The sequence below is a fragment of the uncultured Hymenobacter sp. genome, assembly GCF_964243305.1.
GTDB lineage: Bacteria > Bacteroidota > Bacteroidia > Cytophagales > Hymenobacteraceae > Hymenobacter.
The window spans coordinates 23,076-45,179 of sequence record NZ_CAXTEF010000034.1 but is presented as its reverse complement, the minus strand read 5'-3'; the positions used below and the strand labels follow the sequence as shown (position 1 = coordinate 45,179).

Genomic DNA, 22,104 nt, shown 5'->3' with positions numbered 1-22,104 from the left:
GGCAGATTAAGAATAGAGAGCAAAGCGGGCCGAAACCCGATGCCGGCTGTTCGCCAGTCAGCGACCGCTTGGTTGAGAACCACCAACGGCCCAGCGAAGTTACAGCCGGCGGGCCCGCCTTACCGGTCAGGTAGACCGGTTTGCTTCGCGGGGGCCTAGGGCCGCAGCAGCGTCAGCAGCGGCGCCGTGGCGCTGGCCCAGTCGTAGCGGGCCCGCACGAACTCGTGGCCGGCGCGCGCCAGCCGGGCCGCGGCGGCTTCGTCGCGGAGCAGGCCGCTGATGGCTGCCGCCAACTCGGCCGCCGACTCGCCCAGGCGCAGGTGCCGGCCGGGCTCGGCGCCCAGGGCGTTGTTGGCCAGGGGTGTCGTCACGCAGGGCAGCTGCATGGCCAGGGCCTCCAAAAGCTTGTTTTGCAGGCCCGTGCCCCGGCGCATGGGCGCCACGAACACCCGCGCCGCCGCGTAGGCCGCCCGAATATCGGGCAGCCAGCCGCTCACTTGCACGCCCGGCCGCCGGGCCAGCGCCCGCACGCGGGCCGTGGGCGTGGTGCCGGCCACCAGCAGCCGGGCCGCCGGGTGGTGGTGGCGCACCAGCGGCAAAATCTCCTCGGCCAGAAAGCAGGCCGCGTCCACGTTGGGGGGATAGGCCATGTTGCCGCAAAAAAGCAGCTCGCACGTTTTTTCGGCCGTGGGCTGGGGCTGAAAGTACGCTTGGTCGATGCCGTTGGCCACCACCTGAATCTGCTGGCGGGCCGGGTGCGCGATAAGCTGCCGGTCCTGGGCGGAGATAATCGTGTGCTGGTCGAACCAGCCAAAAACCTCGGCCTCGTAGGCGCTTAACCGCCGGGCCTCCAGGCGCCAGAGCGGGCGCTGCCAGGCGGGCGCCTGCTCGGTGCGGCGCGCCATGCCCGCCGCCAGTCCATCCATGTAGTCGAGGGTGAGGCCCACGCCGGGCCGGACCGCGGGCGCGCCGGGCCGGCCCGGCCGCAGGTATTCGGCCATCCGAACCAGCTGGCAGTAGATATGGTCGGGCTCCAGGTCTCGCCGGAGCTGGTCGAGGCAGCGCTGCGCGCCAGGGTCGTAGAAATAGCCTATTTGCAGCGGCCGGCCAGCAGCCAGCGCGGCGCTCATGTGGCGCGCGATGCCGGGCCGGCGCAGGGGCCACAGCCGCAGGCCGCCGCGACACAGTGGTCGCACCGCGGCCAGGCTGGCGGCCGGCACGGGCTCGTCGTGCAGGGCAAACAAGCCGATGTGGAACCCGGCCCGGTGCAGCTCCCGCAGTTGGTAAAATGCCCGCAGCTTGTCGCCCTTGTCGAGCGGATGCGGAAAGCGGGACAGCAGCACAAGCAATTTCATCAGACCGCAAACTTAGGCAGGACCGCGCGGGGGCCTTGAGCTGCGGGCCTACCCCCCCCCGACGCGCCGGGTCCGTGGGCGGCGCCGGGCCGGGCGCCGTTCTTTTTAGCCAGCAACGCCTACCTCTCCGGCGCTGGCGACGCGGCGGCGGGCGCGGCACGGGCCAAGTGCGCGTAGAGGTCCTCGAAGCGGCGCACGACCTGGCGGTTGTCGTAGATACTGGTGGCCGTGCGCGTGGCGGCGGCGCCGATGGCCGCGGTGTCCAGCTCGCCGCGGTGCCAGGCGCGGATGGCCGCCAGCCAGTCGGCCGGCGCGTCGCGCAAGAGGATGTCGCGGCCGTCGTGCACGGCAATGCCTTCGGCGCCCAGGCTGGTGCTGAGAATGACCTTGCCCAGCGCCAAACCCTCGATGATTTTGACCCGCATCCCGCCGCCGCTCAGCAGCGGCACCAGCATCAGGGCGTGCTGGCGCATGAAATCGGGCGCCGACTCGACAAAGCCGTGCATAACGACGCCGGCCGGCGGGGCAGCCAGCAAGTCGGCCGGCGCGCCGTAGCCGGCCACGTGCAGGGTCAGGTCGGGCAGCTCGGCGTGCACGGCGGGCCACACCTCGCGCAGCAGCCAGGCCAGCCCTTCCTGGTTGGGCAGCCAGTTCAGCGAGCCAATCATAAACAGCGTTTTGGGCTGGGGTTGGGCCGGCGAGGGGGGGTAGGGAACTGGCTGAGATGAGGGCTGAAAGCGGCTTAAATCGACGCCGGCCGGAATGAACGTGACCGGCCCACCCGGCTGGCCCAGTGCCCGCAGCCGGGCCGCGTCGGCTTCGGTGATGGCGGCCAGGGCGTCGTAGTGGGGCAGCTGCCACTGCTCAAACGCTTTCAGGCGCTTAGCCAGCTTGCCTAGATACCACTTTGTCAGCGGGTTGCGCTCACCGCGGGCCAGCAATTCCCAGATGCGGTACTCCAGGTTGTGGGCCCGCAGTACCAGCGGCGGGAGCTGCTCCGGTGCCACGTGCTGCCGCAACCAGCCCGCGTACCAGCTCACCTGCGTGCCCTCGATTTGCACCAAATCTACGGCTTCGGTGGCGATGAGCTGCTTTAGCTTTTCGGCCAGCGCCAGGCTATTAAACCGCTCAATGGTGTAGGGCAAGTCGCTGGCCAACAGATTTTTCAGAGCTTTGAGCGGCGAAGCCGTCGTGTCTACGTCGACCGTCACCAGGCGCACATTCGGCCCCAGGTGGGCCAGCGCGTCGGCGGGCTGGTGGTGCTTGGGCGTGTTGGCGGCCAGCACCGTCACGCGGTGCCCGGCCTGCGCCAGGCCGCGCGTCAGCTCATACATCGCAATGGCCCCGCCATCATGCAGCGGAAACGGCACCCGCGGACAAAGCTGGAGAAGATGCATTTTTTCAGTTAACAGTGAGCAGTTAACAGTGAGCAACTCAGTAGGCAGTTAACTGATAACCGAACTTGACGGAAAATCACGAAACTGTTCACTGTTAACTGCTCACTGTTAACTGATTTTAAAGCTGCCGGAATTGCGCCTCCAAACTCTCTATTTGCGCCTCACTGCCCAGCACCAGCAGCACATCGCCGGTAGTGGGGCAATAGTCGGCCGAGGGGCTGACCATGAACGCGCCGCTGGCCTGGCGCAGGCCGATGACCGTGGCGCCGGTGCGCGAGCGAATATCGAGCGAGCGGATGCTCTGGCCCTGCAAGTCGCGGCGCACGCGTTGAAAATCAAGCTCCTCAAGCCGTAATTTATCAGCGCTCAAACCCGAAATCAAATCCAGAAACCGGATGACTTCGGGGCGCACGACCAGGTTGGCCATGTGCGAGCCGCCGATTTCGTCGGGCATCACTACGGAGTTGGCGCCGGCCGAAAGCAGCTTGCTTTCGCTGGTTTTGTAGGAGGCGCGGGCAATGATGTTGAGGCGCGGATTGAGCGCGCGGGCTGAGAGTGTGACGAACACGTTGTCGGCGTCGCGGGGCAGGGCCGTAATCAGGGCCGTGGCCCGCGCCACGCCGGCCTGCTGCAAGATAAGGTCCGTCGTTGCGTCGCCGATAACCGACAAAATGTTGCCGCCGGCGGCGCCGTCGCCGTCGTAGTCTTCGCCGGTGCGGCCCTCGCTCAGGTCTCTGAGCAAGGCTTCGTTTTGCTCAATCACCACCACGCGGGCGCCGTTCATCTGCAACTCCTGGTAGGCTTTGCGGCCGTTGCGGCCGAAGCCGCACACGATGACGTGCCCGCTGAAACGCTTTATCTCCTGGTCCACTCGGTACATGCGGAATAATTTGCGCAGCTCGCCGTCAAAGATAAACGTGGAGACGACCGACACGAGGTAGGCCACCACGAACAGATTGTATAAAATATACACCGACACGAACAGCCGCCCGGCCTCCGAGAACGGGTGCAGCTCGCCAAAGCCGACCGTCGAAATCGTGATGACGGTCATGTAGAGTGCATCGACCAGCCCAAAACGCTCAATCCCCATGAAGCCCGCCAGGCCGATAATCAGGCTCAGGGCGGAGAGAAAGATGGCCAGGTAGAGGCGGTTGAAATTAGCCTGTTTGAGCAAGGTGTTTTGGTATTAGGAGCAAAAAAAGGCGGTCATGCTGAGCGCAGCGCAGCGGAGTCGAAGCATCTTTACCGCTGACTAACTCCATCGTTTGACTAACTCCATCGTTGTTTACCTCTGATTACTTATGCGGTAGAGATGCTTCCCTGCGTTCAGCATGACCGCCTTTTTGGTCGTTTCCTCACGCCCCGCGCGGAATCACCGTGCCCAGCATATTGCCCAGCTGGTTATCCAACTCCTTGAGCCCTTTAAGCTTGCCGAGCAGCGCCATCATCTGGTCGTCGTTCAGCTCCGGGGCGCGCAGCTCCTCGAGGCAAGCGGTGAGGGCGCGCTGCACGTGGCACTTGTTGAGGCGCAGCACGGCATTGTCGCAGGCCACTTGCAGCTGCTCCTGCTCGGCCACGACGTAGATTTCCTTGATGCGCCAGTTCGGGCTCAGCTCGTAGCGCTCAGTGGCCAAATCGGAGATTAAGGAGCGCACGTCGGCGCGCGGGTGCTGGCCCAGCTCGCGGGCGCTCGGCAACGCGCCGGCCTGCACCTGCTGGCGGCAGATTTCCCAGATGTCGGCGTAGAGCAGCGTTTGCAGCGGCGTGTTTTCGAGTTGCGAGAACAGGTAATACGCCACCGTGTAGCCGGGGCCGGGAATGACGAACGGCGCGTAGAGCACCAGCAGGCGCAGGATTTCGCGCTCGCAGGAGCGTAGCACGTCGGGCACGTCGTCCTCGTCTCCGGCGGCTTCGCCGCCAGCCGAGGGGGTAGGGAATGCCGGGCTCGTCGTGATGCCCACGGGCAGGGCATCGGCCAGCGAGCCGCCGTACATCTGCACCTCGGCTTCCTCCTCGGGCGTCAGGGCGCGAGCGGCCGTCGTTGGGCGGACCGCGGCCGGGCGTTCGGCCGCCGAGGGGGGGGTAGGAGCCGTGCGCGCCTTGTACTCGGCGCTCTTGACCAGCTTGTTGTATTCGGTAATGATGATTTGCTCATCCATGCCGAACGTGGCCGAGGTCTGCTGCAAGAACACTTGGCGCTTGAGCCCGTCGGGCACTTTGGCGATGCTTTGCAACACGTCGCGGATGGCCTCCGCCTTCTTCACCGGGTCGCGGGCGGCGTCCTGGGCGGCGAGGCTGGTTTTGAAGGAGATGAAGTCCTGGCTGGCCTGCTCCAAGTGCTGCTTAAAGCGCTGGTCGCCGACTTTGCGGATGTAGGAATCCGGGTCGTCGCCGTCGGGGAAGAGCACCACGCGCACGTTCAGGCCGCCTTCAAGCAGCAAATCAATGCCGCGCAGCGAGGCCCGGATGCCCGCCGCGTCGCCGTCGTAGAGCACCGTCACGTTATCCGAATACCGCTTGATGAGCCGAATCTGGCCTTCGGTGAGCGAGGTGCCCGACGAGGCCACCACGTTTTTCACGCCGCCCTGCGCCAAACTCAGCACGTCGAGGTAGCCTTCCACGAGGTAGCACAGCTCCTCGTTGCGGATGGCCTGCCGCGCCTGAAACAGGCCGTAGAGCACGTCCGACTTGTGGTAAATGTCCGATTCCGGCGAATTGAGGTACTTCGCCATCTTGTCGTCGCGCTTCAGCGTGCGCGCCCCGAAGCCGACCACGCGGCCCGACACGTTGTGAATCGGGAACATGACGCGGCCCCGGAACCGGTCGTAGCGCCGGCCGGTGTCGTGGCCCTGGTCGTCGGTGCGGGTGACCACGAGGCCGGTTTTCTCCAGGTATTTCTGCTGGTAGCCGGCGGCTTCGGCCGCTTTCATCAGGTAGTCCCACTGGTCGAGCGAGTAGCCCAGCTCGAACTGCTGAATCGTGGTCAGGTTCAGCCCGCGCTCCTTGAGGTAGGCGTAGCCCACGCTCATGCCTTCCTCGGAGTTCAGCAGCAGGCGCTGATACTGCGTTTTGGCCCAGTCCGAGACGATGAACTGCGAGTCGCGCTCATTCTGCGCCAGCTGCTCTTCGGGCGTCTTTTCCTCTTCCTGGATGGCGATGCCGTACTTTTTGGCCAGGTATTTCAGCGCCTCCGGGAAGCTCGTGCCCTCCATGTCCATCACGAACTGCACCACGCCGCCGGCCTTGCCGCAGCCAAAGCACTTGTAGAGACTCTTGGCCGGATTGACCGAGAACGAGGGCGACTTCTCATTGTGAAACGGGCACGGCGCCCACAGATTCTGCCCCTTGCGCTTGAGGGTCACGAAGTCGCCCACCACCTCGACAATGTCGGCCGTGTGCAGAATCTGGTCAACTGTTTCTTTCGGAATCCGGGCCATACAGGACGCCAGCGCTTCGCTGGAGCATTGCTAAAAAATGAGGGGGTAGGCGGCGCGCCAACCATAAATTGGCATCGCGAAGTTCGCCCTTCTTTTTCGATGGCGCGAGGCGAAGGCTTCTCCCAAAAAATCGCATATTTGCGCAACTTCCGGCTCAGGCCAACAGTTTAAGCCGCAAGTAGGCGGGGCGCGAACCCCGCCTACCGGCTTCGGTTAGTGGTTCAGCAGCACGTAGGTGCCAGCTGCCAACACTAGCCACCGGCCAAACTGCGTGAGCAGCTTAACCGGAAGCCTGACGATGATTATCACGTAATCATCGCCGCTGTTTGGTTTGTTTCCCATCGTTCTAAGGATTAGGGAGCGAAACAAATCACCCACTTCCGAAGCCCGTGGTTCCAGCCACGGGCTTCGCCATTTCTAGCCGAAGCTGAAAAGGCACCGTGGTTGGCGGGAGACTACCGCACAGTGCGGCAAAGCTACACGCCTAAGCCGATTGTGGACAGCAGAAAAGCGTCCCAAGCGCCGCCGTACCTTTGCTGGGAATAACCCCCGCCGAAAATGCCCGCCTACCGCCCCGACGAAATCGAAAAAAAGTGGCAAGCCTACTGGAAAGCGCACCAGACCTTCCGGGCCGACAACCACTCCGACAAGCCTAAATACTACGTGCTGGATATGTTTCCCTACCCCTCCGGGGCGGGGCTGCACGTGGGCCACCCGCTGGGCTACATCGCCTCGGATATTGTGTCGCGCTACAAGCGCCACAAGGGCTACAACGTGCTGCACCCAATGGGCTTCGACTCGTTCGGGTTGCCAGCCGAGCAGTACGCCATCCAGACCGGCCAGCACCCGGCCCTGACTACGGAAAAGAACATCGAAACCTACGTCCGCCAGCTTAACTCGCTGGGATTCAGCTACGACTGGAGCCGCGAAATCCGCACCTCGGATGCCGACTATTACAAGTGGACGCAGTGGATTTTCCTCAAGCTCTTCAACTCCTGGTACAACCTCGACACCGACCGCGCCGAGAGCATCCGCGAGCTGCAAGCGCGCTTTGAGGAAAATGGCAGCGAGGGCATCCGCGCGGCCGGCGACGAAGGTGAGCGGCACAGCTTCACGGCCGGGCAGTGGAAGCTGTTCTCGGAGAAGCAGCGGCTGGAAGTCGTGCACACTTACCGGCTGGCGTATCAGTCTGATACGTATGTGAACTGGTGCGCGGCGCTGGGCACGGTGCTCAGCAACGACGAGGTGAAGGATGGCCTCTCCGAGCGCGGCGGCTACCCCGTCGAGCGCCGCCTCATGCCGCAGTGGAACCTGCGCATCACCGCCTACGCCGACCGGCTTTTGAAAGGCCTGGATAATCTGGACTGGCCCGAAGCCGTCAAGGAGATGCAGCGCAACTGGATTGGCCGGAGCGTGGGCGCACTGGTCGAGTTCAACGTGCAGCAGCACGAGGGCGCGAAAGTGGCCGTGTTCACGACCCGCGTGGACACGATTTTCGGCGCCACCTTCCTGGTGCTGGCCCCGGAGCACGAGCTGGTCGAGCAGCTTACCACGCCCGAACAAAAGGCGGCCGTGGACGAGTACATCCAGGCCAGCAAGCGCCGCTCGGAGCGCGACCGCATGGCCGATGTCAAGGCCGTGTCGGGCGTCTTCACCGGCGCGTATGCGCTGAATCCGGTTAATGACGAGCCCATCCAAATCTGGCTCGCCGATTACGTATTGGCTGGCTACGGCACCGGTGCCGTGATGGCCGTGCCCAGCGGCGACCAGCGCGACTGGCTCTTCGCCACCCACTTCGGTCTGCCCATCGTGCAGGTGACGGACGCTCAAAAGGCGCTCGACCAGCAGGCCGACCCCACCAAAGAAGGCCGCTACGTCAACTCCGGTTTCATCAACGGCCTCACCTATAAGGAAGCCACCGAAAAAGTCATTGCCTTTCTGGAAGAAAAAGGCCAGGGCCAGGGCAAAGTCAACTTCCGCCTGCGCGACGCCATTTTCGGCCGCCAGCGCTACTGGGGCGAGCCCATCCCGATTTACTACCGCGACAGCGACGCTTTCGGCGTGGCCGAAACCGACCTGCCGCTGGTTTTGCCCGAAATCGACGAGTACAAGCCCACCGAAACCGGCGAGCCGCCCCTGGCCCGCGCCCAGGATTGGCAATACCGCGGGCAGTTCGACTTCGAGCACAGCACCATGCCCGGCTGGGCCGGCTCCAGCTGGTACTACCTGCGCTACATGGACCCGCACAACGCCGAGCGGTTCGTGGGCGAGGAGTCCGAAAAATACTGGGGCAGCATAGACCTCTACATGGGCGGCGCCGAGCACGCCACCGGCCACCTGCTGTACTCCCGCTTCTGGTATCTGTTCCTGAAAGATTTGGGCCTGGTCAGCGGCCAGGAGCCGTTTCAGAAGCTGATTAATCAGGGGATGATTTTGGGAGTTTCGGAGAAAATACTTCGCTATAAAGGCGGTGCGCCTGTTTTTGAAACTACTGCTTCGCAGGAAGAAGTAGTTGAAGCTTGGAATAATCTCGCTGATGACAAAGCACCAACCAAGCTTTTTTCAGAACTCTCGCTTCCAGGCATAAAAGCGAGAGTCAAGTTTACTAAACCTACCAGAGATATATTTTTCAGTAAAGACGCAGAACATCTTTTATCAGCAGAAACACAACCTGGCGACCCACTATTAGCAGGTTTCACATCTGCATTGCATGTTGATATTTCAATTGTCAACAATAATGTGATGAATATTGAGCAGTACATTTCAACTCATCCTGATGTAGAAAATCCTGTTTTTGTTTGTCAAGGCGGATTCTGGCAAAATGGTGTTTTTCACTCCGCCAACAATAATAAATCTGACAAATTTCTGACTTCGCCCGAAGTTGAAAAAATGTCGAAGTCAAAATATAACGTCGTCAACCCCGACGTTCTAATTGGCAAATTCGGCGCCGACGCACTGCGCCTTTACGAAATGTTCCTCGGCCCGCTGGAGCAGTTCAAGCCTTGGAATACCAACGGCATCAGCGGCGTGAGCACGTTTCTGAAAAAGCTCTGGCGCCTCTTCCACCCCGAAGATGGCGACTTCGCCGTGACCGACGAAATCCCTACCCCTCCGGAATTGAAGGCGCTGCACAAAGCCATCCGCAAGGCCGAGGAGGACATCGACAAGTTCAGCTTCAACACCTCGGTGAGCACGTTCATGATTCTGGTGAACGAGCTAACGGCCCTCAGTTGCCACAAGCGCGCCATCCTGGAGCCGCTCACGCTGCTCATCTCGCCCTACGCGCCCCACCTGGCCGAAGAGCTGTGGGAGTTGCTCGGCCACGCGCCCGGCAGCCTCAGCACCGCCCCCTACCCCCCCTTCGAGGCCCAATACCTCATTGAGGACAGCATTAACTACCCCGTCGCCCTCAACGGCAAGGTGCGCGAGCAGCTGCAATTTCCGGCCGCCGCCACTGCCGCCGAGATTGAAGCCGCCGTGCTCGGCACTGATTTTCTGGCCCGCTTCGGCGAGGGCAAGCCGGCCAGGAAGGTGATTGTGGTACCCGGCCGCATGGTGAACGTAGTGGTATAACTCTGAAAAATATGTCGCACAAAAAAGCCCGCCGATATCGGCGGGCTTTTTTGTGCATTTATAATAAATCGTTTTCTTTTAGCAAATCATCGCGCTCCTTATCGCTAATAGAATCCTGTTCTGACTTATCATAAATAGCAAGCAAAAACACTTGCTCATTTACAATTTTGACGCAGGTAATCACACGGGCACCGCCGCTTTTGCCGGTATTTTTTGAGCGAATACGCAACCGTACTTTGTAACAATCGCGCCCAAGTGCTTCTCCGGCCTGCGGGTTATTCTGAAGCTCTGTGCGTAGCAGTGCCAAATCCTGCTTTATGGAAGCGTATCGTTTAAGCAAGGGCTTAACCCGGCGCTCAAAACTATCTGTTAAGATAATTTCAAAGCTCATTTATTAGGTCATCAAGCGTCCGCAGCTTAATTTTTCCTTGCTGATGCAACTCCACTTCGTGTAAGGCTTCGCGGAAATCATCGACCCACTCCTGTTGCGCCGGTGTCATCTTCCTGGGCTTCGGGGCGGCTAGAGCTTTGGCCTTGATTTCAAACGGCAGAGCCTTCACCACCTTCATCAAAGGGGCATACTGCTCATCCGGAACGGTCAGAATAACTTGGCGCATAATTCAAAGTTAAACGTTTTCAGCAGTTTCCAGCTCCGTCCGCACGGTGCGCGGCAGCGCGGCCCGCACCAGCTCATACGAGTGCCGCGTCCACTCCCGCAGCTGCGCTGCCGTGACGCCAGTGCCGATTAGCACTGTATTCCAGTGCTTTTTATTCATGTGGAAACCAGGCCGCACATAGTCGAATTCCTCGCGCAACTGCGCCGCTAATTCGGGCTCGCATTTCAAATTAACACTGCCAAACGTGGCGATGCTGGTCAGGGCAAAAATTTTGCCCCCTACCTTGAACACGAGCGTGTCCAGGTCGAAGGGCGTGGCTTCGGTGGTGCCGGGTAGGGCGAGACAATAGTCGCGGAACTCTTCGATATTGAGCACGGCGCTAAAGATGGGTTAGCGGGTGAAGAAGCGGAAGGCCATCACCAGCAGGCAGACCAGGAACATGGCCATGCTCAGCTTATTGATGAAGTGCATGGTCTTGAGATTGAAGGTTGTCTTGCGGTTCGGGTCGTTCTTGCGGAAGAAATAGCCGAGGGCGGGGCCGAAGTTAAACAGGTTTTTACCTTGCATGATGTGGAGGCTTTTGGTGCGTCAAGATAACACGTTGACTCCGGGAATGATTGCGAAAAAACACAATTTTACACCCATAATGCGCCCGATTTTCCTACCCCCCTCCTTCCCCGCAACCCTACTCAACCACTTGTGATTCAATCTATCAGCTACTTGCTTCCTGGGGCCTTTCTGCTGGCCCTCCCCCTCTGCGCCGCGGCCCAGGTGCCCACGCCCGCCGCCGAAACGCAAGCCGTGCAACAGACCATCAAAGCCTTCTTCGACGGGATGCGCCGCGCCGACAGCACCGCCGTGCGCCGCACATTGGCGCCCGGCGCCGTGTTTCACGTGATTGACTCGCGCAACGGCACAACTCGCCTGCTGCCCGAAAAGCCCGGCGACTTCGTGAAGGCCGTGGGCACGCCGCACAAGGAAGTGTGGGACGAGCGCATCACGTTCGATAAAGTCCTGATTGACGCCAACCTGGCCAGCGTTTGGACGCCCTATGAATTCTACCTCGGCAACACTTTCAGCCACTGCGGCTACAATTCGTTTCAAGTGGTGAAACTGGCCGAGGGCTGGCGCATTGCGCACATAATTGACACGCGCCGCAAGGAGAAATGCAGGTAGCCGCCGGCAGAAAATTACCGCAAGCATGAAACGACAAGCAATCATGGATTTACTACGCTGTAAAAACTATCTGGCTTCAGAGAGTTTATAAATGGTATCTATTTTAGTGTACGATATACTATCATTTGTTACGTATCTAAACTTGCCTAAGAGCTTGACATAGGAACTATCGTGCTCCCCATTAATTGTAACTGAAAATGGTGTTATCACCTTCTTATCAGCTAAGTCTTTATCAAACCAAATCGCATAGCCAACACTAGGACCAAGTTTTTCTCTAAAACTAGAGTTATTGACCATTTCATCCTTTAATGCAAGCATAAAATTAGGAATATCAGCCCATGCTTTTATAATAACTATTGCCGGAAAGATAAAGCAAGGAATGCTTAAGATTATGAGCAACCACTTTGAAAATTTACGATAAGCACTATAAAATCTAGATAAAATGTTAGTCATGCCTTTTTGGATTATCGCACAACAATTACACGCCTACCGGCTCGCCCACTATTTCCTTTTCTATCCACTTCCCATCCTCGCGCATTAGCTCAATTAGCTCGTCCACAGCGCGCTCTTCGGGCACGGCTTTCTTGATGACTTCCTGGCCGCGGTAGAGCGCAATTTTGCCTTTGCCGACGCCTACGTAGCCGTAGTCGGCGTCGGCCATCTCGCCGGGGCCGTTGACGATGCAGCCCATGATGCCGATTTTGATGCCCTTGAGGTGGTCAGTGCGCTGGCGAATCATGGCCGTGGTTTCCTGCAAGTCAAAGAGCGTGCGGCCGCAGCTGGGGCAGCTGATATACTCGGTTTTGGACATGCGCGTGCGCGCGGCCTGCAAGATGCCGAAGCTGAGCTGGTTAAGTTCGTCAATCGTGGTCAGCCAGTCGGCTTTTTCGCGGGGCGGCAGCAGCTCGGTGCTCAGCACGATGCCGTCGCCAAGGCCGTCGAGCAGCAGGCCGCCTACGTCGGTGGCGGCGTAGAGCTGGGTTTGCTCGGCGCGCAGCTCCGGGTACTGGCGGCTGATGATGACCGGGCAGGTGACGCCGGCGTTGAGCAACTCGAAAAACGCCCGCCGCAGCTCCGGCATGGCGTGGGCGTTGTCGGTGCGCAGGATAACTACGGCCGTCAGGTCCTGGCGCAGCTGGTCGAGGGCGGGCGCGGTGAGTGAGGCCAGGCTGTGAAACACGAAATTCAGGGCTGGGTGCCCGGCGCCGGCCGCGGCGTATTCAGCGGCGGTGAGCGCGGGGTAGTGGTCGGGGCGCTGGCCGGCATCGAGCCAGGCGCGGTAGTCCACGATTTCCTTCAGGCCGTTGGGCAGCAGGAAGGGGGTAGGGATTTGGCCGGTGTAGATGTAGTCGGCGCCCAAATCCGACATCTGAAACTTGTCCAGAAACGGCGAATACAACTGCCCGGCGGCGCGTAAGTCACTGTACTCCAGATTTGTCAAACGCGACAAATCGGCCACGACGCGCGGCACGTTGGCGCCGCCCAGGTTAGCGACTTCGCGCGTCACGCGGCGGAAATATTGGAATGGATTCAGCGGCTCCTCGCTTAGCAAGGGCATAATTGGGTCCGATTCTGCCGCCCGGCTGGTGTAGCGGTCAATGAGCATCTTCGCTACCGGCGCTTCGGCTTCGGGCGCCTCGGTCAGGCTCACGCGCACGGTGTCGCCCAGGCCATCTTCGAGCAGCGTGCCGATGCCCACGGCCGACTTAATGCGGCCGTCCTCGGCCTCGCCGGCCTCGGTTACGCCCAGGTGGAGGGGGTAGGGCTGCAAGCCTTCCTCGTCCAGTTTCTGCACCAGCAGGCGGTAGGCCTGCACCATCACCTGCGTGTTGCTGGCCTTCATGCTGAGCACCACGTCGTAGTAGTTTTCCTCTTCGCAGAGGCGCAGAAACTCCAGCGCCGACTCGACCATGCCCAGCGGCGTGTCGCCATAACGGCTTAGTATCCGGTCAGATAGCGAGCCGTGGTTGGTGCCGATGCGCATGGCCGTGCCGTACTGCTTGCAAATTTGGACCAGCGGCCGGAACCGCTCCCGGATGCGCTCGACCTCGGCGGCGTAGCTGGCGTCGGTGTACTCAATTTCCTCGAAGCGCTTCTTATCAGCGTAGTTGCCGGGGTTCACGCGCACTTTCTCCACGATGCGGGCGGCCAGCTCGGCGGCGTTGGGCGTGAAGTGAATGTCGGCGATGAGCGGCACGTTGCACCCACGCTTGCGCAGCTCCTTCTTGATTTCCAGCAGGTTCTGGGCTTCCTTCACGCTCGGCGCCGTGATGCGCACGTACTCGCAGCCCGCCGCCACCATGCGCAGGGTCTGCTCCACCGAGCCCAGCGTGTCCATCGTGTCGACGGTGGTCATGCTCTGCACCCGGATGGGATGGGTGCCGCCCATCGGCACCTCGCCGATGTTCACCACGCGGCTCAGGCGGCGCTGGTAGGCGGTCAGGCTGGGGCAATAGGCTTTGTTCATAACCAGGGGGGTAGGGAATCGGCTGCAAAACCAAACCCGCAAGGGGAAGGTTGCCAGAGGCAAAAATACGGGCCGTGAGGCGGGTAGCGGACTAATCGAAATGAAAGAACGTCATGCTGAGCCCCGCAAAGCATCTCGCTTGCGGTAGTAATCAATGGTTGATTTACTGCCGCAAGCGAGATGCTTCGCAAGCTCCGCATGACGTTCCTTATTTATTTTATTGTCTTATGCTCCAGTCGGCCCTTACTCTCCCAGCCGCTGCTTCAGCTCCTGCACCTGATGCTCCAAATCCAGGGTGCGGAACGTGACTTTGGCTTCCAAATCAGCGTAGGCGCGCTCCAGCTGCTCGCGCAGCTCAATTTGCTGCTGAATGTCGGTGCAGGTGCCAAACCAGGTGGTGATGCGGCCCTCGGCGTCGCGCAGGGGCCGGGCCGAGCCCAGAAACCAGCGGTAGGAGCCGTCCTGGGCCTTGAAGCGGTACTCGATTTCGTAGTCCGCGCCGGTGGCCAGCGCGTGGCCCCACACCTGCCGGGCGCGCTGCTGGTCGTCGGGGTGCAGCAGGTTGTTCCACATATCCGGGCCCACGCTGTCGGCCAGGGTGTAGCCCGTGAAGTCAATCCAGCGCTGGTTGAAATGGATGTGGTAGCCGGTCGGGTCGGTTATCCAAACCAGCTGCGGAATCATGTCGGCCAGAAATCGGAACTGCTCGGCGGAGGCGAAGATGGCGGGCGAAGCCGCCGAATCGGAAGGAGTCACGAAGAAGAAAACAGTGGCAAAATCAAAAAGGCAGCCGAGATGAGCGCGCAACAAGCGGGTGGCGGCTTGGTCAGGCCGCCTACCCCCCTCCCTGCGGCCAGCCTCACGGGATTTCGAGCAGCATTTCCATGCCGGAGGCGAAGTAGAGATTGAGCAGGCTGCGCTGCCCGTCGGGCGAGCGGCGCAGGCGGGTGACGAGGGCGCGGGTTTCGTCGGCGAGCAGGGTCAGGGCCAGGTAGGGGCGGTTGAGCAGCCCGTCGCGCAGCACGGCCCAGCTGCCGGTGGCGTTCTGGGCCGGCTCGGGCGTTTGCACCTGCATCTGCCGCTGCTCATCGGCCAGCACCAGCCGGCTGGCCTGGGCCAGGGTGCTGCCGGGGTCGGTGCGGTTGAGCACCCGGCTGGCCACGCGCCAGTCGCCAGCCAGGTAGGCATCAGGCATTTGCTGTAAATTAACGTCGAGTAACAAATCGGACATGCGGAGCGGCCGGAAAATCGGCAAGAGAGAAGGGACGCGAAAATACCATTTTTGCCGCAAAAGACCAAGGTCAGCGGCTTTAGGATGATTGGCGCGGTGGCGGCGGCCGAACAGTTTTCGGGTTCGTATGCAGACGCGCAGTGTCGCGCCGCTACACGGTTTTCGCGAACCTGGCAGCCGGTTCAGAAAGTTTGACCAATTCTTTATGAAGCTTATCAGCGCCCTACCCCCCCTCGCCCGCGCCGTCGCCCAGACCACCGGCCTGCGCGCCTGGCAAACCGGCCGCTTGTTTCGGCAGACGGCGCGGCGCGCCCTCGACGCGGTGCAGGACGTGCTCAGGGCCGAAGTGCGCAAGGGCAACGTGGCGGCCGTGGCGGCTTTTCTGCGCGGCACGGCCCTGCCCGCCGCCCGCAAGCTCCTGCTGGAGCGCATGACCACGCGCCTGCTCTTGCGCCTGGGCCTGCGCGGGGCGCTGGCCGGCAGCGTGGTGGGCTGGGTGCTGCCCTTCGTGCTCGAAAAGCTGGTGCAGGCCGGCCGCCAAAGCGGCTTGTTTGATAAAATGCTGGCCCATGAGAGCGTCGCCGACACCCTCACCAGGCTTGACGAGCTGCGCCACACGGCCTGGAAGCTGGTTGTGCCCGATGCCGGCACCGGCGCCGAGGTGGTAGAGGAGTAGCGCGGACGTTGCAGTCCGCGAGGGGGGGTAGGGAATTAGCTGGCTCGCGGCCTACAACGTCCGCGCAGTGGTCGCAATTGGGCATAAAAAAAGGCAGCCTAGTAGGCTACCCCTTTCCCAACCCCGGCGCGGCGAGAAATTCCCACCCCACACCGGCCAGGGTTCCAACCCTTAGGCTGCTAGTGCCGGAACAATAGTTCGCGGTACTTCACCAGGGGCCAGTCCTCGTCGGCCACCATCTGCTCGAGCTTGTCAACGGCGCGGCGGATGGGGTCGAATTTTGTTTTTACCTCGTGGCAGTAGGCAATGGCCATTGCCCGGCCGCCCTCAATCTTGTTGGCCACCTTGCGGGCCTCAATCATGTCGTCGACGGTAGTTTTAATCGTGGTCACGTGGCGCGAGATGGTCTTAATCATGTCCACGGTCACCTGCGAGTTTTCATCGTCCAGGCCCAGCTCGCGCAAGCCGCGCACGTTGTTAATAAGCTTGGTCTGATACGCTAACGCCGTGGGAATGATATGGTTGATGGCCAAATCGCCCAGTACGCGGCTCTCAATCTGAATTTTCTTGGTGTAGTCTTCGAGCAGAATCTCGTGGCGGGCGTGCAGTTCGACGGGCGAGAAGATGCCGTGGCGCACGAAGAGCGATTCGGCCTCCTCGCTCACCAGCGCATCCAGCGCTTCGGGCGTGGTGGGCACGTTGGCCAGGCCGCGGCGCGCGGCCTCGTCCTTCCACTCCGGCGAGTAGCCATTGCCCTCGAAGCGGATGTTCTTGCTCTCAATCACGTACTCGCGCAGCACCTCCACGATGGCCACTTCCTTCTTTTTGCCCTGCTCAATGAGCGCGTCAACCGCGTTTTTGAAGTCGATCAGCTGCTCGGCCACGATGGCGTTGAGCACGGTCATCGCCGACGAGCAGTTGGCGCTGGAGCCCACGGCGCGCAGCTCAAACTTGTTGCCGGTGAAGGCGAAGGGCGAGGTGCGGTTGCGGTCGGTATTGTCGAGCAAGATGGCCGGAATCTTATCGATGCCGAGCTTGAGGTAGATGTTGTCGCCCTTGTCGAGCGGCAGCTTGGCGGTGCGCTCCAGCTCATCGAGGACGCCGTTCAGCATCGAGCCCACGAACACCGACACGATGGCCGGCGGCGCTTCGTTGGCGCCGAGGCGGTGGTCGTTCGAGGCCGAAGCGATGGAGGCGCGCAGCAAGTCGGCGTGGCGGTGCACAGCCTGAATGGTGTTGATAAAAAAGGCCAGGAATTGCAGGTTTTCCTTGGGCTTGCGGCCGGGCGCGAGCAGATTTACGCCCGTGTCGGTGCTCATGGCCCAGTTATTATGCTTGCCCGAGCCGTTGATGCCCGCGAAGGGTTTCTCGTGCAGGAGCACCTTGAAGCCGTGCTTGAGGGCCACACGCTCCATAATGTCCATCAGGAGCTGATTGTGGTCCACGGCCAGGTTGGCGTCCTCGAAGGTCGGGGCGCACTCGAACTGGTTGGGCGCCACCTCATTATGGCGGGTGCGCAGCGGAATGCCGAGCTGGTTAGCTTCTTCCTCAAACTCCAGCATGAAGCCGTGCACGCGCGGCGGAATCGAGCCAAAGTAGTGGTCATCAAGCTGCTGCCCCTTGGCCGGCGAGTGGCCGAACACGGTGCGGCCGGTCATCACCAAATCGGGCCGGGCATCGAACAGGGCGCGGTCCACGAGGAAGTATTCCTGCTCGATGCCGAGCGTGGTGTTCACCCGCTGCACGTCCTTGTCGAAGTACTGGCACACGTCCACGGCGGCCTGCTCCAGCCGCGCCAGCGACTTCAGCAGCGGCGCCTTGTAGTCCAGGGCCTCCCCGGTATAGGCGACGAAGATGGTCGGGATACAAAGCGTATGGGCCCCGCTGGTTTCAATAATAAAGGCCGGCGAAGTCGGGTCCCAGGCGGTGTAGCCGCGGGCCTCAAACGTGTTGCGGATGCCGCCGTTGGGAAAGCTTGATGCGTCGGGCTCCTGCTGCACAAGCGCCGAGCCCTTGAAGTTTTCGATGGGCCGGCCGTCGGAGTTCAGGTCAAAAAACGAGTCGTGCTTTTCGGCCGTGGCGCCGGTCAGGGGCTGAAACCAGTGGGTATAGTGGGTGGCGCCCTTGCTCATAGCCCAGGTTTTCATGGCCGCGGCCACGGCGTCGGCCACGCTCCGCTCCACGGGTCCACCCTGGCGGATAGCGCCTTGCAGCTTCTTGAAATACTCGCCCGGCATATTGGCCCGCATTGCCTCGAGGTTGAACACGCTGCGCCCGAACGAGTCGGAGCGCCGCACGGCCGCGGGCGTTACGGAAATAGGCTGACGCTGGGCGGCAAGCTCAAGCGCTTTAAAACGAAGAATGGCCATGTGAGAGAAAAGAGGGTCGATTAAGGGGGCAAAATTAACCAACAATAGGTTATTTATGCAATCACCCACTTATTTTTTAGGGGCATACCTGCCAAATATGGGCTAAAATCCAATTCTCGCCCCTGGAAAACATCTTCCTTCTATTAGCCAGCCCTCTGGCTTCATTGGCTCTGGCTCCGGCGCGATTTAGCAAGTTATTGACAGTAGGTTTTTCGCAGTCAGGTGCTTAGGTTCGCCTCGCCGGCAGTAGTGAATGCACTATTTACCAGGCAAAGTACCACGAATCCTCTTCAGTTTAGGCCAACAGACCTGCTCCAAAAATTAAGTTGAACTCCTCAGGTCGGGCGGGCGCTCTACTTTTGCGCCGTGATAAAACGCTTCGCGTTCCAGCCGCGCTACTTCCTGTTCTGGCTGGTGTTTTTTGTGGTGAGCCGGGTCATTTTCCTGCTCTATCACCACGCGCTGGCGGCCGCGCTGCCGCCGGCCACGCTGCTCGGCATCTTCGGCTATGGCCTGCGGCTCGACCTCTCGATAACGGCCTACCTGTGCCTGGTACCGTTCGGGCTCTTTGTCATCGGCAGTCTGGCGGGGCCGCGCTTCCCGCTGGCGCGGCTGGTGGGCGCCTACACGGCCGTGGTGGGTGCGGTGCTGACCATCCTGGTCATGGCCGACGCCGACCTCTACCGCGTCTGGGGCTTCCGGCTCGATGCCACGGCGCTGCAATACATCGGCACGCCCGGCGAGATGGCGGCCACGGCCACGAGCGCGCCGCTGGGGCTGCTCTTCTCCCTTATCGGACTTATCATGCTGGGCACCTGGGGCTTATACAAGCTGGTGGTGGGCCGGCTCGATTCCCTACCCCCCTGGTTTGGGCGCGGCCGGGCGGCGCTGGCCGGCCTGCTCTACGTGGTGCTGCTGGCCCTGCCCCTACGCGGCGGCACCCAGCAGATTCCGGTCAATCAGAGCGATGTGTATTTCTCGGACCGGCCCTTCGCCAACCACGCCGCCATCAACTCCATCTGGAACGTGGCCGACGCGCTGCTCAAGCTGCAAAGTGAGCGCACGCCCCGCCCGTATCTGGCCGACAGCACCGCCCGCCGCCTCGTGGCGACGCTTTACCCGGCCGGGGGGGGTAGGGAATCGGGCGCAATAAAGTCAGCGTCACTGTTGCGCGAGCCGCGGCCCAACGTGCTCTTTCTCATTCTCGAAAGCTTCACGGCCAAGCTCGTGGGCAGCGTGGGCGGCGAGGCGGGCGTGACGCCCACGCTCGACAGCCTGGCCCGCACCGGCGTCCTGTTCAACCATATTTACGCCGCCGGCGACCGCAGCCAGAAGGGCCTCGTGGCGCTGCTCTCGGGCTACCCCAACCAGCCCACGACCAGCATCATCAAGTATCCGCGCAAGACGGCCCGGCTGCCGCACCTGGCCCGCAGCCTGGCCCTGGCCAGCTACCACAGCCGCTACTACTACGGCGGCGAGCTGGCCTTCGCCAACATGAAGAGCTACCTGCGCACGGCCGGCTACGAGCAGCTCATCGAGCGCAGCGACTTTCGGGCCCAGGACCAGAACTCCAAATGGGGCGCCCACGACCACGTGCTGTTTAATCGCCTCCTGACTGACCTGCCCCAGCTCCCAAATCCCTTCTTCGTCACGGCTTTCACCCTGAGCAGCCACGAGCCCTACGACGTGCCGATGAAGGCGAAGTTTCCGGGCAAAAGCGAAGCAGACTTGTTTCGCAACTCCGTCTACTATACAGACTCGGCGCTGGGTGATTTTGTCCGCGCCGCCCGCCGCCAACCCTGGTGGGAGCACACGCTGGTGGTGCTCGTGGCCGACCACGGCCACCCGCTGCCCGGCAACACGCCCAACGATGACCCGGCCAAGTTTCACGTGCCGCTCGTGCTCAGTGGCGGTGCCCTGCGCCCCGAAGTGCGCGGCCGTGTTGTGCCCGAAATCGGCTCCCAAACCGACGTGGCCGCCACGCTTCTGCGCCAGCTGGGCCTGCCCGCCACCGATTACCCCTGGAGCCGCGATTTGCTGCGCCCGGCGCCGGTGCCGTTTGCGTTTTACTGCTACACCGATGGGTTTGGCACCGTCACGCCGGCCGGCGCACTCACGTTTGATAACGTCGGGCGCCGGGTTACGCGGCGCAGCCCCGGCGCCACGGAGGCGCAGCTAGAGTTGGGAAAGGCGTATCAGCAGCTTTCGCTGGAAGACTTCGCAAGTAAGTGATTGCGGGGAGAAACAAGCAAGCAGAACGGTCATGCAAGCAGCAGAACGTCAGGCAGAGCGCAGCGAAGCATCTCGCGTGGGGAAGTAATCAGCGGCTAACAACGATTGCGTTACTTCCCCATGCGAGATGCTTCGCTGCGCTCTGCCTGACGTTCTTCCGCATCGTTCTTCCGCCCACTTACGCATCGTTCTTCCGCCCAATCCCTACCCCCCTCCGTATCTTTGCCGGCTATGATGACGCCCGAAACTGTTGCTTTTTATACCCTCGGCTGCAAGCTCAACTTCTCCGAAACCTCGGCCTTGGCCCGGCAGTTTGCCGAGCGCGGCTGCCAGAAGGTGGCCTTCGAAGCCGGGGCCGACTTATACGTTATTAATACCTGCTCTGTCACTGACCACGCCGACCGCAAGTGCCGCAAAGTGGTGCAGCAGGCCCTTCGGCGCAACCCCGCCGCGTTCGTAGCCATCGTAGGCTGCTACGCCCAGCTCAAGCCCCAGGAGATTGCCCGGATTCCGGGGGTAGGGGCCGTGCTCGGCGCGGCCGAAAAATTCCGCCTCGCCGAGCTGCTTACCACCCTGGAGCGGCCCGCCGCCGGGCAGCCCGGCGCAGTGCTGGCCTCGCCCATCGCGGCAGCCACCGAGTTTCACGCCGCCCACTCGCTCGGCGAGCGCACCCGCACGTTCCTGAAAGTGCAGGACGGCTGCGACTACTCCTGCTCGTTCTGCACCATCCCGCTGGCGCGGGGCGCGAGCCGCTCCGGCTCGGTGGCCAGCGTGGTGGCGCGGGCACGGGCCCTGGCCGAAACGGGCGTAAAAGAAATCGTGCTCACGGGCGTCAACCTGGGCGATTTCGGCTTGCAAGGCCCCGAAAGGCAGCGGCTCGAAACGTTTACTCATTTGGTGCAATCTTTGGATGAAACTACTGACATTCAGCGTTTTCGCATCAGCTCCTGCGAGCCTAATCTGCTCACCGACGAGGTGGTTCGGCTCGTGGCCGGGTCGCGGCGCTTCATGCCCCACTTCCACCTGCCCTTGCAAAGCGGCTCGGACAAAATTCTGGGCCTGATGCGCCGCCGCTACCGCCGCCAGCTCTACGCCGACCGCGTGGCGCTGATTAAAGATCTCATGCCGCACGCCTGCATTGGCGTGGACGTAATTGTGGGCTTTCCGGGCGAGACGGAAGCTGATTTTCTCGATACTTACCAGTTTCTTAACGAGCTGCCCATCTCCTACCTGCACGTGTTTCCCTACTCTGAGCGGCCCGACACGCTGGCCCCCAGCCTGCCCGGCCGCGTGCCGGAGCGCGTGCGCTCGGCGCGCACCACGCAGCTGCGCAGCCTCTCCGAGAAGAAAAAGCGCTTCTTCTACGAGCAGCACACCGGCCTGGAAACCGAAGTCTTGTTTGAGGACGACGTGACCAACGGCCTCATGGCAGGCTTCACGCCCAACTACATCCGCGTGCAAGCCAAATACGACCCGCTGCTGGTGGGCGAGCTGAAGCCGCTGCGCCTGACGGGCGTGAGCGCGGCCGGCGTGATGGAAGCCGAGGAAATTGGCCTTTTGGTTTAGGTTTATTT

The 22,104-nt window shown here is 61.5% G+C and carries 19 protein-coding genes; 5 read left to right on the top strand and 14 right to left on the bottom strand.

The features are described 5' to 3' along the window. Window positions 1-155: 155 nt before the first annotated feature. The 5 genes from ACFE70_RS16335 to ACFE70_RS16315 all read right to left on the bottom strand — a co-directional run bounded on the left by ACFE70_RS16335 (window position 156) and on the right by ACFE70_RS16315 (window position 6,531). Window positions 156-1,355, bottom strand: coding sequence for a glycosyltransferase (locus ACFE70_RS16335; RefSeq protein WP_375418845.1), 1,200 nt, complete (start codon window positions 1,353-1,355; stop codon window positions 156-158). Between the two features lie 119 nt (window positions 1,356-1,474). Next, window positions 1,475-2,752, bottom strand: coding sequence for a glycosyltransferase family 4 protein (locus ACFE70_RS16330; protein WP_375418844.1), 1,278 nt, complete (start codon window positions 2,750-2,752; stop codon window positions 1,475-1,477). 118 nt (window positions 2,753-2,870) lie between these two features. Further along, window positions 2,871-3,926, bottom strand: coding sequence for a potassium channel family protein (locus ACFE70_RS16325; RefSeq protein ID WP_375418843.1), 1,056 nt, complete (start codon window positions 3,924-3,926; stop codon window positions 2,871-2,873). Window positions 3,927-4,107: 181 nt separating this feature from the next. Then, window positions 4,108-6,189, bottom strand: a complete 2,082-nt coding sequence (gene dnaG / locus ACFE70_RS16320; protein WP_375418842.1) for a DNA primase — start codon at window positions 6,187-6,189, stop codon at window positions 4,108-4,110. Window positions 6,190-6,402: 213 nt separating this feature from the next. After that, window positions 6,403-6,531 (bottom strand): hypothetical protein, encoded by a 129-nt coding sequence (locus ACFE70_RS16315; RefSeq protein WP_375418841.1) that lies wholly within the window; start codon window positions 6,529-6,531, stop codon window positions 6,403-6,405. A 216-nt stretch (window positions 6,532-6,747) separates the two neighbouring features. On the opposite strand from ACFE70_RS16315, the gene ACFE70_RS16310 reads away from it, so the two are divergent. Then, window positions 6,748-9,762, top strand: coding sequence for a leucine--tRNA ligase (locus tag ACFE70_RS16310; protein ID WP_375418840.1), 3,015 nt, complete (start codon window positions 6,748-6,750; stop codon window positions 9,760-9,762). Window positions 9,763-9,820: 58 nt separating this feature from the next. Here ACFE70_RS16310 and ACFE70_RS16305 read toward each other — a convergent pair whose 3' ends face one another. The 4 genes from ACFE70_RS16305 to ACFE70_RS16290 are packed head-to-tail and all read right to left on the bottom strand — an operon-like array spanning window position 9,821 to window position 10,946. Beyond that, complete coding sequence (locus ACFE70_RS16305) at window positions 9,821-10,153, bottom strand: type II toxin-antitoxin system RelE/ParE family toxin (RefSeq protein WP_375418839.1); 333 nt, start codon at window positions 10,151-10,153, stop codon at window positions 9,821-9,823. After that, complete coding sequence (locus ACFE70_RS16300; protein WP_375418838.1) at window positions 10,143-10,379, bottom strand: hypothetical protein; 237 nt, start codon at window positions 10,377-10,379, stop codon at window positions 10,143-10,145. Before ACFE70_RS16300 ends, ACFE70_RS16305 begins: the two co-directional genes overlap by 11 nt. Window positions 10,380-10,388: 9 nt before the next feature. Further along, the gene (locus ACFE70_RS16295; RefSeq protein ID WP_375418837.1) at window positions 10,389-10,754 is read right to left on the bottom strand and encodes an MmcQ/YjbR family DNA-binding protein; all 366 of its coding nucleotides are present in this window, start codon (window positions 10,752-10,754) and stop codon (window positions 10,389-10,391) included. Between the two features lie 15 nt (window positions 10,755-10,769). Then, complete coding sequence (locus tag ACFE70_RS16290; RefSeq protein ID WP_375418836.1) at window positions 10,770-10,946, bottom strand: DUF6728 family protein; 177 nt, start codon at window positions 10,944-10,946, stop codon at window positions 10,770-10,772. A 132-nt stretch (window positions 10,947-11,078) separates the two neighbouring features. Between ACFE70_RS16290 and ACFE70_RS16285 the strand changes: the two genes are divergently transcribed. Continuing rightward, window positions 11,079-11,555, top strand: coding sequence for a hypothetical protein (locus tag ACFE70_RS16285; protein ID WP_375418835.1), 477 nt, complete (start codon window positions 11,079-11,081; stop codon window positions 11,553-11,555). A 66-nt stretch (window positions 11,556-11,621) separates the two neighbouring features. On the opposite strand, the gene ACFE70_RS16280 is transcribed toward ACFE70_RS16285, so the two are convergent. The 4 genes from ACFE70_RS16280 to ACFE70_RS16265 form a co-directional block, all read right to left on the bottom strand. After that, on the bottom strand, window positions 11,622-12,008 hold the full coding sequence (locus ACFE70_RS16280; protein WP_375418834.1) for a hypothetical protein: 387 nt from the start codon (window positions 12,006-12,008) through the stop codon (window positions 11,622-11,624). A gap of 25 nt (window positions 12,009-12,033) precedes the next feature. Then, entirely contained in the window at window positions 12,034-14,022 is a 1,989-nt protein-coding gene (gene ispG / locus ACFE70_RS16275; protein ID WP_375418833.1) for a (E)-4-hydroxy-3-methylbut-2-enyl-diphosphate synthase, read from the bottom strand. A 243-nt stretch (window positions 14,023-14,265) separates the two neighbouring features. Beyond that, the gene (locus tag ACFE70_RS16270) at window positions 14,266-14,778 is read right to left on the bottom strand and encodes a PAS domain-containing protein (RefSeq protein ID WP_375418832.1); all 513 of its coding nucleotides are present in this window, start codon (window positions 14,776-14,778) and stop codon (window positions 14,266-14,268) included. A 103-nt stretch (window positions 14,779-14,881) separates the two neighbouring features. After that, window positions 14,882-15,253 carry a hypothetical protein gene (locus ACFE70_RS16265; RefSeq protein ID WP_375418831.1) on the bottom strand — a complete coding sequence of 124 codons (372 nt, stop codon included), beginning with the start codon at window positions 15,251-15,253 and terminating at the stop codon, window positions 14,882-14,884. Between the two features lie 205 nt (window positions 15,254-15,458). Here ACFE70_RS16265 and ACFE70_RS16260 point away from each other — a divergent pair, with 205 nt between their 5' ends. Beyond that, window positions 15,459-15,929: a hypothetical protein gene (locus tag ACFE70_RS16260; protein WP_375418830.1), complete on the top strand. Its 471-nt coding sequence runs from the start codon at window positions 15,459-15,461 to the stop codon at window positions 15,927-15,929. A gap of 179 nt (window positions 15,930-16,108) precedes the next feature. On the opposite strand, the gene ACFE70_RS16255 is transcribed toward ACFE70_RS16260, so the two are convergent. Continuing rightward, a complete protein-coding gene (locus tag ACFE70_RS16255; protein ID WP_375418829.1) occupies window positions 16,109-18,298 on the bottom strand; it encodes a glutamine synthetase III in 2,190 nt (729 codons plus the stop codon). A 366-nt stretch (window positions 18,299-18,664) separates the two neighbouring features. Between ACFE70_RS16255 and ACFE70_RS16250 the strand changes: the two genes are divergently transcribed. Both ACFE70_RS16250 and mtaB read left to right on the top strand, forming a co-directional pair. Then, window positions 18,665-20,530: an LTA synthase family protein gene (locus tag ACFE70_RS16250; protein ID WP_375418828.1), complete on the top strand. Its 1,866-nt coding sequence runs from the start codon at window positions 18,665-18,667 to the stop codon at window positions 20,528-20,530. A gap of 231 nt (window positions 20,531-20,761) precedes the next feature. Next, the gene (gene mtaB, locus ACFE70_RS16245; RefSeq protein ID WP_375418827.1) at window positions 20,762-22,096 is read left to right on the top strand and encodes a tRNA (N(6)-L-threonylcarbamoyladenosine(37)-C(2))-methylthiotransferase MtaB; all 1,335 of its coding nucleotides are present in this window, start codon (window positions 20,762-20,764) and stop codon (window positions 22,094-22,096) included. The last annotated feature ends 8 nt before the right edge of the window (window positions 22,097-22,104 follow it).

Bases quoted from the DNA above. Each gene is read 5' to 3' on its own strand.
- ispG (WP_375418833.1), bottom strand. From the start codon at position 14,022: ATGAACAAAGCCTATTGCCCCAGCCTGACCGCCTACCAGCGCCGCCTG.
- ACFE70_RS16305 (WP_375418839.1), bottom strand. From the start codon at position 10,153: ATGAGCTTTGAAATTATCTTAACAGATAGTTTTGAGCGCCGGGTTAAG.
- ACFE70_RS16300 (WP_375418838.1), bottom strand. From the start codon at position 10,379: ATGCGCCAAGTTATTCTGACCGTTCCGGATGAGCAGTATGCCCCTTTG.
- ACFE70_RS16310 (WP_375418840.1), top strand. From the start codon at position 6,748: ATGCCCGCCTACCGCCCCGACGAAATCGAAAAAAAGTGGCAAGCCTAC.
- ACFE70_RS16280 (WP_375418834.1), bottom strand. From the start codon at position 12,008: ATGACTAACATTTTATCTAGATTTTATAGTGCTTATCGTAAATTTTCA.
- ACFE70_RS16255 (WP_375418829.1), bottom strand. From the start codon at position 18,298: ATGGCCATTCTTCGTTTTAAAGCGCTTGAGCTTGCCGCCCAGCGTCAG.
- mtaB (WP_375418827.1), top strand. From the start codon at position 20,762: ATGATGACGCCCGAAACTGTTGCTTTTTATACCCTCGGCTGCAAGCTC.
- ACFE70_RS16290 (WP_375418836.1), bottom strand. From the start codon at position 10,946: ATGCAAGGTAAAAACCTGTTTAACTTCGGCCCCGCCCTCGGCTATTTC.
- ACFE70_RS16260 (WP_375418830.1), top strand. From the start codon at position 15,459: ATGAAGCTTATCAGCGCCCTACCCCCCCTCGCCCGCGCCGTCGCCCAG.
- ACFE70_RS16335 (WP_375418845.1), bottom strand. From the start codon at position 1,355: ATGAAATTGCTTGTGCTGCTGTCCCGCTTTCCGCATCCGCTCGACAAG.
- dnaG (WP_375418842.1), bottom strand. From the start codon at position 6,189: ATGGCCCGGATTCCGAAAGAAACAGTTGACCAGATTCTGCACACGGCC.
- ACFE70_RS16330 (WP_375418844.1), bottom strand. From the start codon at position 2,752: ATGCATCTTCTCCAGCTTTGTCCGCGGGTGCCGTTTCCGCTGCATGAT.
- ACFE70_RS16315 (WP_375418841.1), bottom strand. From the start codon at position 6,531: ATGGGAAACAAACCAAACAGCGGCGATGATTACGTGATAATCATCGTC.
- ACFE70_RS16265 (WP_375418831.1), bottom strand. From the start codon at position 15,253: ATGTCCGATTTGTTACTCGACGTTAATTTACAGCAAATGCCTGATGCC.